Source organism: Streptomyces graminofaciens (genome assembly GCF_030294945.1).
GTDB lineage: Bacteria > Actinomycetota > Actinomycetes > Streptomycetales > Streptomycetaceae > Streptomyces > Streptomyces graminofaciens.
Window position 1 is genome coordinate 471,888 of sequence record NZ_AP018448.1, and the last position, 15,240, is coordinate 487,127.

The window sequence follows — 15,240 nt, forward strand, 5'->3', positions numbered from 1 at the left end:
CCCGTGCGGCTGACGTGGGTCTAGCGGTCAGACGATGTTCGTGATCTGGAAGCGGGGGTCGGGTGCTCCCCCTGCGGTTGTTCGCTGTCTCGGGTCCATGCCCAGCGTCCGCAGCCGCGGATGGGCGGCCAGTGAGGACAGGTCCACGGCGTTGGCGCTGCGGTCGAGCAGGAGTGTGTGCAGGTGGGGAAAGGCGGACAGCCACTCCCATGTGGGGGCGTGGTCGGCGCGCAGCCACAGGCAGGTGAGGCGTTCGGCGGTGATGCCGTTCACCAGGTCGTCGGCGGTGAGGTCCTCGCCGATACGCAGCCGGGGGCGGCCGCCGAGGCGTCCGATCGCGGCGAGTTCGGCCTGGTTCACGATCTCGAAGTAGATGTCGTCCCCCGAGAGGCGGGCGATGACCTCGTGGGCGTACTGATCGGTGTCGAAGCGGTGCCAGGCGGCGGCGACATGGCTGCGTACGACGTGATCCGGGTGTTCTGTGTATCGCGCGAGGACGGGTATCGCCGCGTCGCCGCCGATGAGTGTCACCGTCCGGACGGTGAGGACGGCCGTCTCACGCTCCTGTCCCTCCGGCCCGGGGAGCAGTTCGAGCACCACGGGGCCCACCTGTGCCAGGTCCTGGGCCTCGGCGTTGCTCCTGGGCGGGATCAGGAGGGCCGCGCGCTGTTCCACCCGGGCCCTGATGGACGGTTCGAGTTCGGTCGCGTGCTCCAGGGACACCATGGCGAGGAGGTGCAGCAGCGTGCGGCGTCGGGGGCCGGCGACGTCACCCCGCGCGATGAGTTCGTTCAGCAGGACCGCGCGTTCCTTGGGCCGGGCGTGGGCGATGGCCATGCGGATGACGTCCTCCCACTGACTGTCCGTCGCGCGCAGCGCCAGCAGCGCCAGGTCACCTTCCTCGACTGCGGCCTTGGCGCCGAGGTAGTCCTGGAAGGTGCGGTGGATGAAGTCGATCGTGCCGGGCACCGGTTCGCGCAGTACTCCGCTGCGCAGCAGCAGATGCCGGAAGACCTGGTGCGCCGAGCCCTGGCTCGCGGCGGCGGCCACCGAGGGAAGCGTATGGGCGATGATCAGTTCGGCCTGGACGGTGTCGATCTCCGACTTGCCGTTCAGCAGGAACTTGTACGCGAGCTTCTGCAGGAGTTGTGTCTTGGGCTCCTCGGTTAGGTCGATGCTGTCTGTGAGCGCCATGTTCCGCTCGATGTCCCGGCGGGAGAGCAGCATCGACAGAGCGGCGTCGTAGAGGTCCTTGCGGGCCCGGGGCAGGAAGCCCCGGCGGTCCCGGTGCAGGGCGCAGATCAGGCCGCACATCAGGGGGTTGGTGGCCAGGCGGGAGAGGTCCCCCTTGGTGCGGACGGCCGCCATCAGTGACTGTTCGTAGGTGTCCAGCAGGTCCCAGTCGGAGGTGTCGCTGGCCCGGGCCGCCGAGTGCCAGCGCCGGATGAAGTGGACGACGTCGGCCGTGCTCATGGGTGCCAGGGACCCTTCGGTGAACCCCTGGCCGTCCAGCCATCGTTCGCGTACTGCGGAGGGGCGGGAGGTGATGAGCCACTGGTTTCCCGGGTACGCGGTGATGAGATCGCGCAGCCATTCCTTGGCCTTCTCGCGGACGGCGCTCGGCACCTCGTCCACGCCGTCGACCAGGAGCAGGCCGCGCCCGGACTGCAGGACCCGGTCGGCCCAGCCGTGCGGCTGCGCGTCGGCGAGCGGATTGCGTACGGCTGTCAGAAAGCGGCCGGGTGTGGGCAGGTCGTGCCAGGAGCGGGTCAGGGTCCGCAGTGTGAGCACGAACGGCACCCGGCCGGTCAGGGATGCCAAGTGCCCTTCGCTGGTGGTCCCTTGGCGTGCGGCGGTCACCGCCAGCCACTGTACGAGCGTGGTCTTCCCGGAGCCGGCGACGCCGCGCAGCAGTACCTGGTCGCGTCCGTCCAGCACGTGATCGGCGCGAATGGGCAACTGGCGCGTGCGTTCGCCGACGCCCAGCTCCAGACTGAGGTACGCGGTGTCCAGCGGCCACTCCGCGGGGGAGTTGGTGAAGTCGATGCCGTAGATCGTGAGCGTGCCGTACTTCTCGATGATGTACGCGGCGTAGCGCGCCTCGAACGTGGCGTCCTCGCCGAGGCGTGACGGTGTGCGTTCGAGCAGCAGGTCGATCCGGGTGACGGCTTCGGCGAGTCGGGTGCTCTGGCCGACGAGCGTGCGGGCGACGAAGGTCGAGCGCTGGGTGAAGAAGTGCAGGATGTGCAGGCAGGCTACGTCCACGAGTGCGTCGTGCAGCCGTGCCGCGTCGTCGGACAGGTCGAAGGTCACCCGGGGATCGGCGTCGCGCAGCCGTCTGCCGAGGGCCCGGTGACCGAGCTGGACCGCCTGGACGTCGTCCATGTCCAGGTCGCCCAGGGCCCGTAGCGTGCGGGCCAGCGCGATGGATACGGCGTCCTCCTCGTCGATGGCGACCGGTCTCTCGACGGGGCCGGCGGATCCGACGGCCCGCGCGACCAGTTCCGCCGCGACCTTGCTCAGTTCCTTCTCCCCCAGGATCCGCTTCTCCCCGCGGAAGGACACCAGGCCGGAGACCTTCACCGGCGCCGAGACGAGACCGGCCCCGGGCCCCTCCTGGACGAAGAGTTTCTTGACCAGCGGAGCGACCACGCTCGACGCCAGACGAGCACCGACGGCAGCAGCGTCCACACGTACCCCTTCCCCCGATGGCACCTCTTGCCCTGTCGTACCCCGTTCGACGTCACGTCACGACAGGGGAGGCCGGAGGGCCTTGCCGGTGAAGCGGAGGTCGTGGGGGGGATCCCGCACCCCTCCTCCTCGTGCGCCTCGTCGGCCGGGCGCCGGGCGCCGGGCGCCGGGCGCCAGGAAAGTGGCGCGGTGGCCAGGCCTGTCCTTGTTCGCATACGCGTGATCGTCGTGCCTCCCCGTCCGGGTGCCTCGTCCTAGTGCTGGGGCGGCGCGAGGTCGGCGGGCATCGGCCGATGGACGGGCACGCGACCGCCCTCGGTTGCCGATCCGTCGACCGAGGCCGGACCCGGGCGAAGCGCCCCCAGGCCGATTCGACACGCATTCCGGACTCTCGGCTCCCTCAATGGAACCCCGGGAGGCGTTGACCCGTCCTGCCAGTCGAACCGATCGGGGAACTCGGAGAGGAGCGCCTGTTGGCCCGTCAGTTGTCCCGCCGTGGGTTCATGGTCTACTCGGTCGCGGCGTCCACCCTGACCCTCGCGGCCTCCATGGGCTGTGACACCTCGCCCGCCGAAGGCGCCGAACCCGGCCGCCTGCCGTCCGACGTGCTCGTGACCGGCACCGACGAGGAGATGCTGGTCCTCGAAGTCACCGAGGCCAACAAGGTCGTCGTACGGCTGCCGCGCGCCGAGGTCGGCCAGGGCGTCACCACCGCCGTCGCCATGATGATCGCCGAGGAGCTGGACGCCCGGCTCGTCGACGTCGACATCCCGCTCGCCGACGCCCGCGCCAAAGGCAACCAGTTCACCGGCGGATCGAGTTCGGTGCGTTCGCTGTACGGTCCGGCCCGCGAGCTGGCCGCCACCGCGCGCGCCAGGCTGGTGACCGCGGCCGCCAGACGCTGGCACCTGCCCGCGCGGTCCCTGCGTACGCGGGACACGAAGGTGATCGCGCCGGACGGGCGTTCGGCCACCTTCGGGTCGCTCACCGCGAGCGCGGCCCGGATCCAGCGGCCCGATGTGCCGACGAAACCCAAGCCGGCCTCGAAGCACCGGGTGATCGGGCGGCCGACGACCCGGATCGACGCGCGGGACATCGTCACGGGCAAGGCGAAGTACGCCGGAGACCTGACGGTGGCCGGGGCGAAGCCGACCGTGGTGGCCAGACCCCCGACGCTCGGCGGGAAGGTGCTCTGGTTCGACGAGCGGGCCGCGCGCACGATGCCTGGTGTCCACGCGGTCGTCGAGGTCGCAGGTGGGGTCGCCGTGGTGGCGGACTCCTTCCACCACGCCTTCAAGGCCAGGGACGCCCTGCGGATCCGTTGGAGTCCGGGCCCGCTGGTGTCACTGTCCGACGCCGCGATCCGCTCACGGCTGCGGGCGGCTGTCCCACGGCTCGGCGACCCGCCCGGCGGATCCACGCAGACGGAGGGCGAGTTCGAGTTCGCCTTCGTCGGCCACGCGCCGATGGAGGTGCTGACCGCGATAGCGGACGTCCGCGCGCACCGGGCCGAGATCTGGTTCTCCTCGCAGACGCCGATGGACGCCCGAGAGAGCATCGCCTCGGCGGTCGGGCTGCCCACGTCGAAGGTGAAGGTCCATGTCGTCCGAGGCGGCGGCTCCTTCGGCCGGCGGCTGAACCACGACGCCGCGATCGAGGCGGCCCTCGTGTCGAAGGCGGCGGGCCTGCCGGTCAAGCTGATGTGGAGCCGCGCCGACGACATACGCCACGGCCGGATGCGCCCGGCCAGCCATCACCGGATCCGGGCCAGTCACGCCCGCGGCAGGGTGGTGGCCTTCACCCACGCCATGGCCTCGGTGAGTGAGGCGTACGAAGCGGTGGGGGCCGTGAGCCGGGCGGCGTTCGCCGCCGCGAGTGGCCCGCTGCCCAGCGACAACGGTCTGTACAACTTCGGACGTGTCACCGGCGATTCGGGCTCGGTCGAACTGGCGATGCCCCTCGGCGCCTGGCGGTCGGTGGACTCCGGGACGGTGCGCACGGCGGAGGAGATCATCGTCGACGAGGTGGCCCGGAGCCTCGGCAAGGACCCGGTCGCCTTCCGGCGCACCACGCTCAGGAACAAGGCGGTCAAGGCCGTACTCGACAAGGTCGCGACCGCCGGGGACTGGGGCCGCGCCCTGCCGGAGGGCCACGGCCAGGGTGTCGCCGTCCACGAGGAGTACGGCTCGTGCGTCGCCTGTCTGGTCGAGATCGACGTCACCGATGCGAAGGCGCCCAGGGTGACCAAGGTGGTGATGGCGGCCGACGTCGGGACGGCCGTCAACCCACGTGGACTCGAGGCCCAGCTCATGGGTACCGCGATCGACGGGATCTCCACCGTCCTCCAGGCCGGTCTGCACATCGACCGGGGCGCCGTCCGCGAGAGCAGTTACGCCGACTTCCACTACGCCCGCCAACGACACGCCCCACTGCGCTTCGAGGCGCACATCATGCCCTCCCGGCGGGAACCCGGCGGCGCGGGCGAACTCGGCGTGCCGGCCGCGGCCGGTGCCGTCGCCAACGCCTATGCCCGGGCGACCGGCTCCAAGCCCCGCCGCTTCCCCCTGAACTTCTGAGCCTCCGATCCCGACAGACACCGAAGCCGACAGCCTTTCGATTCCGCCAGCCTCCGAGAAGGTGCCGATGCCCTCCTACTCCTTCGTCCTCAACGGGAAACCGGTCACCGTCGAGGCCCCGGCCGAGATGCCCCTGCTGTGGGTGCTGCGGGACATGCTGAACGTCACGGGGCCCAAGTACGGCTGCGGCGTGGGTGTCTGCCGTGCGTGTACGAGTCATCTGGACGGCGGGGAGTTCCAGCCCTGTGTCGTCCCGGTCGCGGACTGCGCGGGCCACGAGGTCACCACGATCGAGGGTTTGGCCGACGGCGATGAGTTGCACCCTGTCCAACAGGCTTGGCTGGACTGCGACGTCGCCCAGTGCGGCTTCTGCCAGCCGGGCCAGATCATGGCCGCGGCGGCCCTGCTGAAGAAGAAGGGCCGCCCGACCGACGCCGACATCGACCGCATCGAGAACGTCTGCCGCTGCGGTACGTACTCCCGGATCCGCGAAGCGATCAGGAAGGTGTCGGCGGACGAGTAACAGTCGCCCACGGGTCACACGTGCTCGAAGCCGTGGCTCTGCAGTGCCCGGTCCAGGGGCCACAGGGCCTGATGGATGGCGTTGCGGGGGAACATGGCCGTGTAGGCGGCCACGGCGGCGGGCACCGAATCGCAGCCTTCCTCCACCAGCACCAGTACGCGGTCGGTTCCTCGGTGGCCCTGGAAGAGGCCGATCTCGTGGATGACGTTCTGGCGGGCGACCAGGTGGCCGTCCCCGGTGGCGTCCTCGGCGGTCAGCACGCACACCGCGAAGCTGCACCGGTGCAGGTACTCCGTCAGCGCCTCGGTGACCGGACGGCTGCCCCACGAGTGGGACTCGAAGGAGTACACCGGCACACCGAAGCGCTGTTCCACGAAGGCTTTCACCGCCAGCCACTGCGGGCTGCGGCCATGGGCGACGAAGACGCCCTCGGGCAGGGAGGCGGTACGGCGGGCGGCGTCCAGGGCGGGGATGAAGTCCTGGGCAATACCGGCCAGTTGGGAGTGGCCGTGGCTGCCGACGTAGCGGAGTTTGTGCCGGGCCAGGGTCATCCCCAGCAGTGAGCCGAGCTCGATCTTGAGCCGGTCGGCGGTGAGTGCGGCGAGGAGGCCGGCCGCGAAGACGTCGCCCGCGCCGGTGGCGTCCTCGATCTCGTCGTCGGCCAGCACGATCTGCGGGTAGAAGTCGTCGAGGACCTTGGACTCGTCGCGGCGCCAGGCGTGGATGCCGGTGCGGCGTTTGACGATGATGACGGCCCGGTCGTCGGCGAGGCGGTCCAGCAGGCGTGCCGCCACGATCTCGTCGTTGTCCTGCTCCGCGCAGCGGCCGAGTTCCCGGAATTCGCGATGGTTGAGGAGAAGGAAGTCCGCGAGGGACACCATGGCCTCGATCTCCGGTGTGCTCTGGTGGCTCCACACGTGGCCGGGGTCGAAGCTGATCAGGGTCCCGGGGCTGGCCTGTTTGACGGCCTGGAGGACGTCGAGGAGCCGGCGCGGCGTCCGGTCGTCCAGGAACGAGGTGACGTGGACGACGCGCGCGGTGGCGAGGTAGGCGACCAGGTCGTCGAAGGCCGCGTCGATGTGGTCGGCCATGGCGGCGTTCGCCCCCGCGTGGGTGAGCAGGGTGCGCTCGCCGTTCTCGGTGAAGGCGAAGCAGACACCGCACAGGTGGTCGTCGTCGCGGAAGACGAAAGGGTGGTCCACGCCGAGGCTCTCCAGCTGGCGGATCGCCGACAGGCCGGGCCCGGGTACGCGCCCCGCGACGCCGACGTAGCCCAGCCGCAGATCGAGCTGCATCTGCGCGAGGGCGTTGACGGCGTTGTAGGCCGAGCCTCCCAGGGAGGTCTGCAGGGCCGAGGGGTTGGCCGCCTCCAGCGCGGCGTAGACGGTCGCCTCGTCGACCGCCGCCTCGGTGCCCCACTCGGGTGCCGGGCGGCCGTCGTCGAGCAGTTCGGCGATGCGGGTGCTCAGCGGCAGCCAGGGCTCCCGGGCTCCGGGGGTGGCGTCGGAGTGGGTGAGGTAGTCGAGATTCAGTGCGCCGATGCCTACTACGTCCAGGGCGAAGCCGCCCCGTGCTGCCGTTGTGAGCCCGCCGCTCGGCCTACTGGTCACGTCGCTGCCTCCCCGGTCCCAGGAATCCTTCTCGCGCCAGCATTCTTTCCAATTCAACGAAAGCGCTATCTATGTGGCCGGGGGCGAAATCCATCCGGATCAGCCCTGCGTTGTTGGACCAGGGCTCGCAGCCTTCCTCGGCGAGGATCGCCACGCGCCCGAAACCGTAGTAGCCCTGGAACATGCCCACCCGGTGGACGATGTCCTCGTTGGCGCGGCGCTTGCCGCCCGCCATGAGGCGGTCGGCCGACAGCACGCACACCGCGAATCCGCACCGCACGACCTGCTCACGCAAGGTCAGAGGGTCGACGCCGCCCTGCGGATCCGTGCTCAGGGAGTGCACGGTCAGGCGGCAGTCCTCCTTCAGGAAGCGGTGGAGCGTCTCCCACTGGGTTCCCCCGTCATGGGTGACGAGCACGGCACGGGGCTGACTCGGCGGGCTGACGGGTGTCTCACGGGACTGGAGAAACCCGTCGGGCTCCAGGGCGGGCACCACTCTGGCCGGAAGATGCCGGTGCGCCGAGCGATGACGGGCCAGGCTGAGCCCCAGGAAGGAGCCCAGCTCCACCTGGAGCCTGCGCGAGGTGAGCGCGGCCAGCACGGAGGCGGAGAACACGTCGCCGGCCCCTGTGGCGTCCTCCAGGTCCGTCTCGCGCAGCGGCCGCCTGCGCTGGAAGCGCTGCCGCCGGACGTCGGAGCCGGAGGAGCGGAACACCTCGATGGCGTCGTACCGCTTGGTGACGAACAGCGTGCAGCCCTCCGCGCAGCGGGCCAGCACCCTGCGGGCGAGCACCTCGTCCGTCTCACCGGGCGCGTACCGGCCCAGGACCTTGAACTCCCGGTGGTTGACGAACAGCAGGTCGCTCAGGGCGAGGATGCCGTCGATGGTGTCCGAGCGGTGCGCGGCCCAGTCGTACCCCGGGTCGAAGCTGATGCGCAGTGCGGGGTTCAGGCTCTGGGCCTGCTTCAGCAGGCCGAGCATCAGCGGTGGGGTCACGTCGTCCAGGAAGGACGTGACGTGCACCAGGCGTGCCCGCGAGAGGTAGCGCGCGATCTGGTCGCCGTGCGTCTGTAAGTGCTCGGCCATCAGGTAGTTCGCGCCGGAATGCGTCAGCATCACCCGTTCCACGTCGTCCAGGTAGGACAGACAGATCCCGCACAGCCGGTGCGAGTGTCGGGCCACCCAGCGACGGTCGATGTTCAGCAGGTCCATCTGGCGTACGAAGGACAGCCCAGCGGTCTCGATGCGTCCGAGCACGCCGACGTAGCCGAGCCGCAGGCCCAGGCGCATCTGGGCCAGGGTGAACACCGTCAGCCACGCCGAGCCGCCCAGCGACGCGTCGAGGGACGACGCGCCCAGCCGCTCGATGACCCTTCTGATCGTCAGTTCGTCGACCGGCCCCTCGGTGTTCCACTCGAACCGGGCCGTCGACTCGGAGATCTGCTCGGCCATCCGGTTCGACAGCCTGGAAGCACTCGCTATGTAGTCGACGTTCAAGGCCCCGAACCCCACGATGTCCGGGACACGCTTTCCCCCGCCCACGTTCCCGCCCACCCCATCGCCCCCCGAACGACAGCGCACAGACCGTTTCAGATAGGGGATACCCCGTCTCCGCTGCTTTCCTCCGGCACTTCTCCGCCTACTCCGACCGGCTCCCGGGGGCCTTCATCCGTCACTGCCGCACAGCGCCTTGAAGACGAAGGCCACGACCGCCTCCTCCAGGGCCTCGTCCGCGTCCGGGTCGTAGGCGTTGTACGAGACGGTGACCTGGCGTCGGCCGTCGGGTGAGCCGAGCAGGAGGGTGCCGAAGCTGACGGCGCCGCCGCTGTGACCCCACAGCGGCCCACAGGGCGAGCTCAGGCGGAACAGGCCGAGACCGAAGGCCTGTTCGCCGCCGCCGGTGTCGACGAGGCGCTTCATCTCCGCCAGTTCGGCGGGCCGCAGCACATCGCCGCCCAGCAGGGCCGCGTGGAACCGGTCGAGGTCGGCGGCGGTGGAGACGACGGCTCCGGAGGCGCCGTAGTAGGTGGGGTTGAACTCGGTCACGTCGACGGGCCCGGTGGAGAGCCTGAGGTAGGCGCGGGCGTGCGGACCGGGGAGGGTGGGGCGGTCGCCCGGCAGGGAGGTGTGGCGCAGCCCGAGGGGGCGCAGGATGCGGTCGGTGATCTCGTCCTCGTAGGAACGCCCGGTGATCTCCTCGATGAGCAGTCCGGCGAGCACGTAGTGGGTGTTGGAGTAGTGGAAGCCCTCCCCCGGGCGGAAGTACGGCGGGTGGCTCAGACCGATCCTCACCAGCCGCCGCGGGCTGTGGTGGCGCCACCGGTCCACCGTCAGCCAGCGCGGTATGTCCGCCTCGGTCACCTCGAATCTCGGGTCATCCGTGTACTCGAAGAGCCCGGCGGTGTGGTTGAGCAGCATCCGTACGGTGATCTCCTCGTGGCCGGGGGTCGTGAGGAGGCCCGGCAGATGGCGGTCGACCGGGTCGTCCAGCCCCAGCCGGCCCTCGCCGACCAGCTGGAGCACGACGGTCGCGACGAACGGTTTGGTGACACTGCCGGCCCGGAACAGGCCGTCCACCCGTACCTGGGCACGGGTCGCGAGGTCGGCCACACCGGAGGTGCCGCGCCAGACGGCGTCGCCGCCGTCGTCGAGCTCGGCCAGGGCCGCCGTGGCCCTGCCGTCCTCGACCACGGCGTCCAGTGCCTGTTGAAGGCCCGCAGGGGCGGGTGCCGGCGCGGCTCGCGCCCCGTGCGCCGGGCCGAGCAACAGGGCGAGGGCCATGCCCCAGACCGCCGAGGCGGCGACGGCGCGCGCACCGGCCCGGGATCGGGCAGCACCCGGCCCGGACGGCCGACAGGTCGCAGGCATGGTGGTCTCCCCCTGGATGGACGCGACGGCCTGTCAGACCGAACGTCGGTGACGCTTCGTGACTCATGCACTACCCGATGTCATTGACCTGTACGCCACGGCACGCCCGCCGCACGGGAGCGGGCGAAGCGCTCACGAGGGCCCTCGCGCTCCGCCCGCGCCGGGGCGCGGCAGGGCGCCCGGAGACGTGCGATCTCAACCGCGCCCGTCCTCCCCCTCCGCGTCGATGTGCGGCAGCATGCGGTCGAGCCAGTGGGGTGTCCACCAGGCGTGGGGGCCCAGGAGGGTCATCACCGCGGGGACGAGGAGGAGGCGTACGACGGTCGCGTCGATGAGGACGCTGACGGCGAGGCCCAGCCCCAGCATCTTGACCACGATGTTGTCGCTGATGATGAACGCGGCGAAGACGCTGACCATGATGAGGGCGGCGCAGGTGATGACCCGTGCCGTGATCTCCAGGGCGTGGGCGACCGCGTCCCGGGCGTCGCCCGTGCGCAGCCAGGCCTCATGGACGCGGGAGAGGAGGAAGATCTCGTAGTCCATGCTCAGGCCGAAGATGATGGCGAACATCATCATCGGGACATAGCTCTCGATGGGCACCTTGCCGTTGACCCCCAGGGCGGGACCGCCCCAGCCCCATTGGAAGACGGCGACGACCACGCCGTACGAGGCGGCGATCGACAGGACGTTGAGGACCGCCGCCTTCAGGGCGACGAGCAGGCCGCGGAAGACGATGAGGATGATCAGGAAGGCCAGGGCCACGACGACGCCGATGATCAGAGGCAGCCGGCTCGCGACGATGTCCCGGAAGTCGACCTGGGCGGCCGTGGTGCCGGTGACATAGCCCTCGGCCTCGGTGCCGGAGACCGAGGCCGGGAGTGTGTCGTCGACGAGACGGTTCACCAGGTCGGTGGTGTCGGCGTTCTGCGGGGACTCCTTGGAGTAGACCGTGCCGACCAGGACGTCCCCGTCCTGCGTCGGCGACAGTGGCGTGACGACGTACACCCCGTCCGCCGCCTGAAGGTTCTTCTGCGTCTTGCTCTGGAGGGAGTCGCGGTCGGAGGACGGGACCGAGGTCTGGTCGATGACGACGGTGAGCGGACCGTTGGAGCCGGGGCCGAAGGCGTCGCTCATCAGGTCGTAGGCACGTCGGTCGGTGAAGGAGGTGGGGTCGGCGCCGTCGCCGATGTGACCGAGTTGGATGGAGAAGACGGGGATCGCCAGGACGACCACGACCGTGACGCCCGCCGCCAGGAACTGCCAGGGCCGGTGTTCCACGCGTTGCGCGTAGCGGTGCCAGGTTCCTTCCACCGGGGCGTCCTCGTCCTCGGTGCCGGTCTCGGCGATCGGGCGGCGGACCCGGTAGCGGTCGATGCGTCTGCCGATGAGCCCCAGCAGGGCGGGGACCAGGGTCAGGGCACCGGCCACCGCCGAGACGACCGTCACCGCGGCCGCGAGGCCCAGTTTTGCGATGAAGGACACTCCGGACACCGACAGGCCCGCCAGGGCGATGATCACCGTGCAGCCGGAGACGAGCACGGCGCGTCCGCTGGTCGCCGTGGCGTGTCCGGCCGCGTGCACCGGGTCGGAGCCGTTCATCAGGTTCTGCCGGTGACGGGTGATCAGGAACAGGGCGTAGTCGATGCCCACGCCGAGCCCGATCATCGTGGCCAGGGTCGGCGAGACCGTCGCGAACGTGAAGGCAGAGGCCAGTAGGCCGAGGCAGGCGAGACCGCCGATGACACTGAGGAGTGCGGTGATCAGGGGCAGTCCGGCCGCGATGACACTGCCGAAGCCGACAAGGAGTACGACGATCGCGACCGCGAAGCCGATCGCTTCACTCACCCGGTCGTCGGCCGCGGGCCGGGCCAGTTCGCCGAGCTGCCCGCCGTACTCGACGTCGGCGCCCGCCGCCCGCAGTGGTTTCACGGAGTCGTCCACGCCGTCGAGGTAGTCGTCGCCGAGGGTCGACGGCTGCTCGTCGAAGCGGATGGTGATGTACGCCGTCTTCTGGTCGGAGGACAGGGGGCCGACGTTCGGCTGCGACTGCCCGGACGATTGGGACGACTGTCCGGAGGGGGCGGTCAACGGGTTCTGGACCGACAGGACATGCGGCAGTTTCTGCAGGTCGCCGACCGTCTGGGACATCTGGGAGTCCAGCGAGGTCAGCGCTTTGTCGGAGTCGTGCAGCACGATCTGGCTGCTGTAGCCGCCGGCCGCCGGATCGTGCTTCTCCAGGACGTCCAGGCCCTTCGTGGACTGCACTCCCGAAAGGGAGAAGTTGTCCTCGTACTCCCCGCCGAAGGAGCGGTTCAGGACCTGCACTGCGGCGAGGACCACGAGCCAGGCGACGATGACGAGCACGAAGTGACGGGCACACCACTCGCCCAGCCGCCGCAGCCATCCCTTGGCGGTTTCGCCCTCGCCTCCACGGCTCGCACGACTTGAGCGCATCGGCCTCTCCAGCAGGAGCGATCCCCGTTCTCCCCGTACGCCTCCATTAGACGTCCCTCCTCTCACTCCGGCATCTCCAGCACCACGTGCTTCGCCTCCCGGGGGTGGCTGCGCGGGCCGGGGTCCGCGTGAAAGGCTCAGTGGCACTCGGGCGGTCGGCGGGTGTCGGACGCTCCAGGGGATCCCCCGCGGGGACACGAGGAGAGGTGGCGGTATGCGGATCGGGCTGCTCGGGACGGGGCCGTGGGCCGAGATGGCGTACGCCCCCGCGCTGCAGGCGCACGGCGGGCTGGACTTCGTCGGTGTGTGGGGCAGGAGGGCGGAGGCGGCCCGGAGTCTGGCCGACCGCCATGACACGCGTGCGTACGAGGACGTCGACGCCCTCCTCACCGAGGTGGACGCGGTCGCCATAGCCCTGCCACCGGCGGTGCAGGCCCCGTTGGCGGTACGGGCCGCGCGGGCGGGCCGTCATCTGCTGCTCGACAAGCCCCTCGCGACGAGCGTCGAGGACGGCCGGGCCGTCGTCGAGGCGGCCCGGGAGGCCGGTGTCGCCTCCGTAGTCTTCTTCACCGCCCGGTTCCAGACGGCCGTCGAGGCGTGGATCGGCGAACAGGCCGCCGCCGACGGCTGGTTCACGGGCCGTGCGGAGTGGCTCGGCTCGGTGTTCTCCAGCGACAGCCCGTTCGCGGCGTCGCCGTGGCGGCGGGAGAAGGGGGCCCTGTGGGATGTCGGCCCCCATGCCCTGTCCGTACTGCTGCCCACGCTCGGCGAGGTCGAGCGGGTGGCCGCCGCCGCGCGCGGGCCCAAGGACACCGTCCATCTGGTCCTGGGGCACTCCGGCGGGGCGTCGAGCACCCTGACCCTCAGCCTGACCGCCCCGCCCGAGGCTGCCGGAGCCACCGTCGAGCTGCGCGGCAAGTCGGGTGTCGCGGTCCTGCCGACGTCCGCAGAAGGTGCCGTCGAAGCCCTCACCCGGGCCGCCGACGGCCTCCTGGACGCGGCCCGCACCGGCAGGCCGCACCCGTGCGACGCGGCCTTCGCCCTCCGGGTGACCGAGCTGCTCGTCGAGGCCGAGGAGATCCTCGACAACTGAAAGGACGGCGGGGGCGCCGCGCCGGGGCCTCGTGCCTCGTCAGAACCGCGCCCCCGCGTCCGCGCCGCTCGCCGGGCGCAGGAACGCGGATCCCGGGATCGTGCCGTCGGCCGTCCTGGGGCCAGTGATGGCGCCCGGGTCGGTGCTCGCGAACGACCAGGTGCCGCCGAGGTCCCAGGAGTTGCCGCTGCCGCCGGAGTGCGAGCCGAGCGAGGCGTTGGTGCCGTTGGCGACGGCCACGTTCTTCGTCAGAGTGCCGTCGGCGTCCGCGAAGTCGAACCCGGCGCCCTTGTTCCGCCACGCCGTGCAGTGGTCGGCGACCAGTTTGCCGGGGTTGGCGTTGTCGATGAAGCCGCCGGCCGAGTTGTCCCACGCCATGCTGTTGCGGACGGCATGCGCGGCTGGGAGGTCCTCGTCCCCACCGCCGCCGAGCTTGTAGCCGTTGCCGTCACCCGTGTAGTTCGGGATGTTCCAGCGGTTGTAGCCGTTGCCGTACGCGAGACTGTTCTCGACCGTCACCGGTGAGAGGAACTCCCAGAAGTCCAGGCCGTCGTCGGCGTTGTTCCACAGCCGGGCGCCGCGTACGACGTTGCCCGTGCCGGAGCCCTCCTTGATGGCGAGGCCGTCCGCGCTCTCCCCGTTCTTACGGGGGTCACGGTTGCCGTGGCTGTCCAGGTTCAGGATCTGGTTGGAGCTCGACGCGCCCTGGAGGTGGAGTCCGGACTCGTAGTTGTCCCGGGTGATCAGCCGGTCGAGGACATTGCCGCTCGTGTCCACGCCGAAGACGCCGTACGGGCCGTGGACGATCTCCAGTCCGCCCAGCCGCCAGTACTCGCCCTCCAGGTGGATCGCGCCGCGCTGGGCGCGCGGAATGCTGGAGCCGACCGCGCCGGGCGTGTACGGCATGTTCTCGCCGTCGATGACGACGCGTTCACGCTCGTAGTTGCGCAGGGTGATCGGCTGGCTCGCCGTGCCGCTCTTGAGCAGCTGGATGTTCGAGGTCGGCGCGTACGTGCCGCCGCGGATCAGGATCGTGTAGCCGGGCTGTGCGAGGTCCACGGCCCGCTGGATCGTGCGCAGCGGCGCGGTCGACGACGTGCCCGTGCCCCCGTCGTCTCCGTTGGTCGCCACGTACAAGGTGGTCGAGGCCGTGACCGGACCGGGTGCGGAGGCCGCGGTGCCGGTGGACAGGACGGCGAGGGTGCCGACGAGGAGGGTCAGGGCTCCGGCGTGGGCGGGTAGGGGGTTCGGGCGCATCGTTCGTCTCCAATGCGGGGTTGGCCGACGAGTGGGGGAAAGCGCTTTCCGGTAAGGCAGAGCAGACGCTAGAGTCCCTGTCCTGAACGCGTCAATAGACGCGTATATGATTGCTGGACATATTCATGAACGCACGAGCTACCCGTGAACGCGCGGAGGCCCCGGTG

Annotated in this window: 9 protein-coding genes; 3 read left to right on the forward strand and 6 right to left on the reverse strand. The window is 70.4% G+C overall.

Annotated elements, in window-relative coordinates; translation table 11 throughout:
• Positions 1-27 precede the first annotated feature (27 nt).
• Complete coding sequence (locus tag SGFS_RS02405; RefSeq protein WP_286247210.1) at positions 28-2,691, reverse strand: NACHT domain-containing protein; 2,664 nt, start codon at positions 2,689-2,691, stop codon at positions 28-30.
• 503 nt (positions 2,692-3,194) lie between these two features.
• Here SGFS_RS02405 and SGFS_RS02410 point away from each other — a divergent pair.
• Together SGFS_RS02410 and SGFS_RS02415 are read left to right on the forward strand one after the other, a co-directional pair.
• On the forward strand, positions 3,195-5,267 hold the full coding sequence (locus SGFS_RS02410) for a xanthine dehydrogenase family protein molybdopterin-binding subunit (protein WP_286259742.1): 2,073 nt from the start codon (positions 3,195-3,197) through the stop codon (positions 5,265-5,267).
• 67 nt (positions 5,268-5,334) lie between these two features.
• Positions 5,335-5,790, forward strand: a complete 456-nt coding sequence (locus tag SGFS_RS02415) for a (2Fe-2S)-binding protein (protein WP_286247212.1) — start codon at positions 5,335-5,337, stop codon at positions 5,788-5,790.
• 14 nt (positions 5,791-5,804) lie between these two features.
• On the opposite strand, the gene SGFS_RS02420 is transcribed toward SGFS_RS02415, so the two are convergent.
• From SGFS_RS02420 to SGFS_RS02435, 4 genes are all read right to left on the reverse strand, one after another.
• Positions 5,805-7,400: a PfkB family carbohydrate kinase gene (locus SGFS_RS02420; protein WP_286247214.1), complete on the reverse strand. Its 1,596-nt coding sequence runs from the start codon at positions 7,398-7,400 to the stop codon at positions 5,805-5,807.
• Complete coding sequence (locus SGFS_RS02425) at positions 7,390-8,853, reverse strand: carbohydrate kinase family protein (RefSeq protein WP_286247217.1); 1,464 nt, start codon at positions 8,851-8,853, stop codon at positions 7,390-7,392. The genes SGFS_RS02420 and SGFS_RS02425 overlap by 11 nt, the downstream gene beginning before the upstream one ends.
• 213 nt (positions 8,854-9,066) lie before the next feature.
• A complete protein-coding gene (locus SGFS_RS02430; protein WP_286247219.1) occupies positions 9,067-10,269 on the reverse strand; it encodes a serine hydrolase domain-containing protein in 1,203 nt (400 codons plus the stop codon).
• 195 nt (positions 10,270-10,464) lie between these two features.
• Positions 10,465-12,723 (reverse strand): MMPL family transporter, encoded by a 2,259-nt coding sequence (locus SGFS_RS02435; RefSeq protein ID WP_286247220.1) that lies wholly within the window; start codon positions 12,721-12,723, stop codon positions 10,465-10,467.
• A 214-nt stretch (positions 12,724-12,937) separates the two neighbouring features.
• Here SGFS_RS02435 and SGFS_RS02440 point away from each other — a divergent pair, with 214 nt between their 5' ends.
• Positions 12,938-13,816, forward strand: coding sequence for a Gfo/Idh/MocA family protein (locus tag SGFS_RS02440; RefSeq protein ID WP_286247221.1), 879 nt, complete (start codon positions 12,938-12,940; stop codon positions 13,814-13,816).
• A gap of 39 nt (positions 13,817-13,855) precedes the next feature.
• On the opposite strand, the gene SGFS_RS02445 is transcribed toward SGFS_RS02440, so the two are convergent.
• The gene (locus SGFS_RS02445) at positions 13,856-15,073 is read right to left on the reverse strand and encodes a right-handed parallel beta-helix repeat-containing protein (protein WP_286247223.1); all 1,218 of its coding nucleotides are present in this window, start codon (positions 15,071-15,073) and stop codon (positions 13,856-13,858) included.
• Between the last annotated feature and the right edge of the window lie 167 nt (positions 15,074-15,240).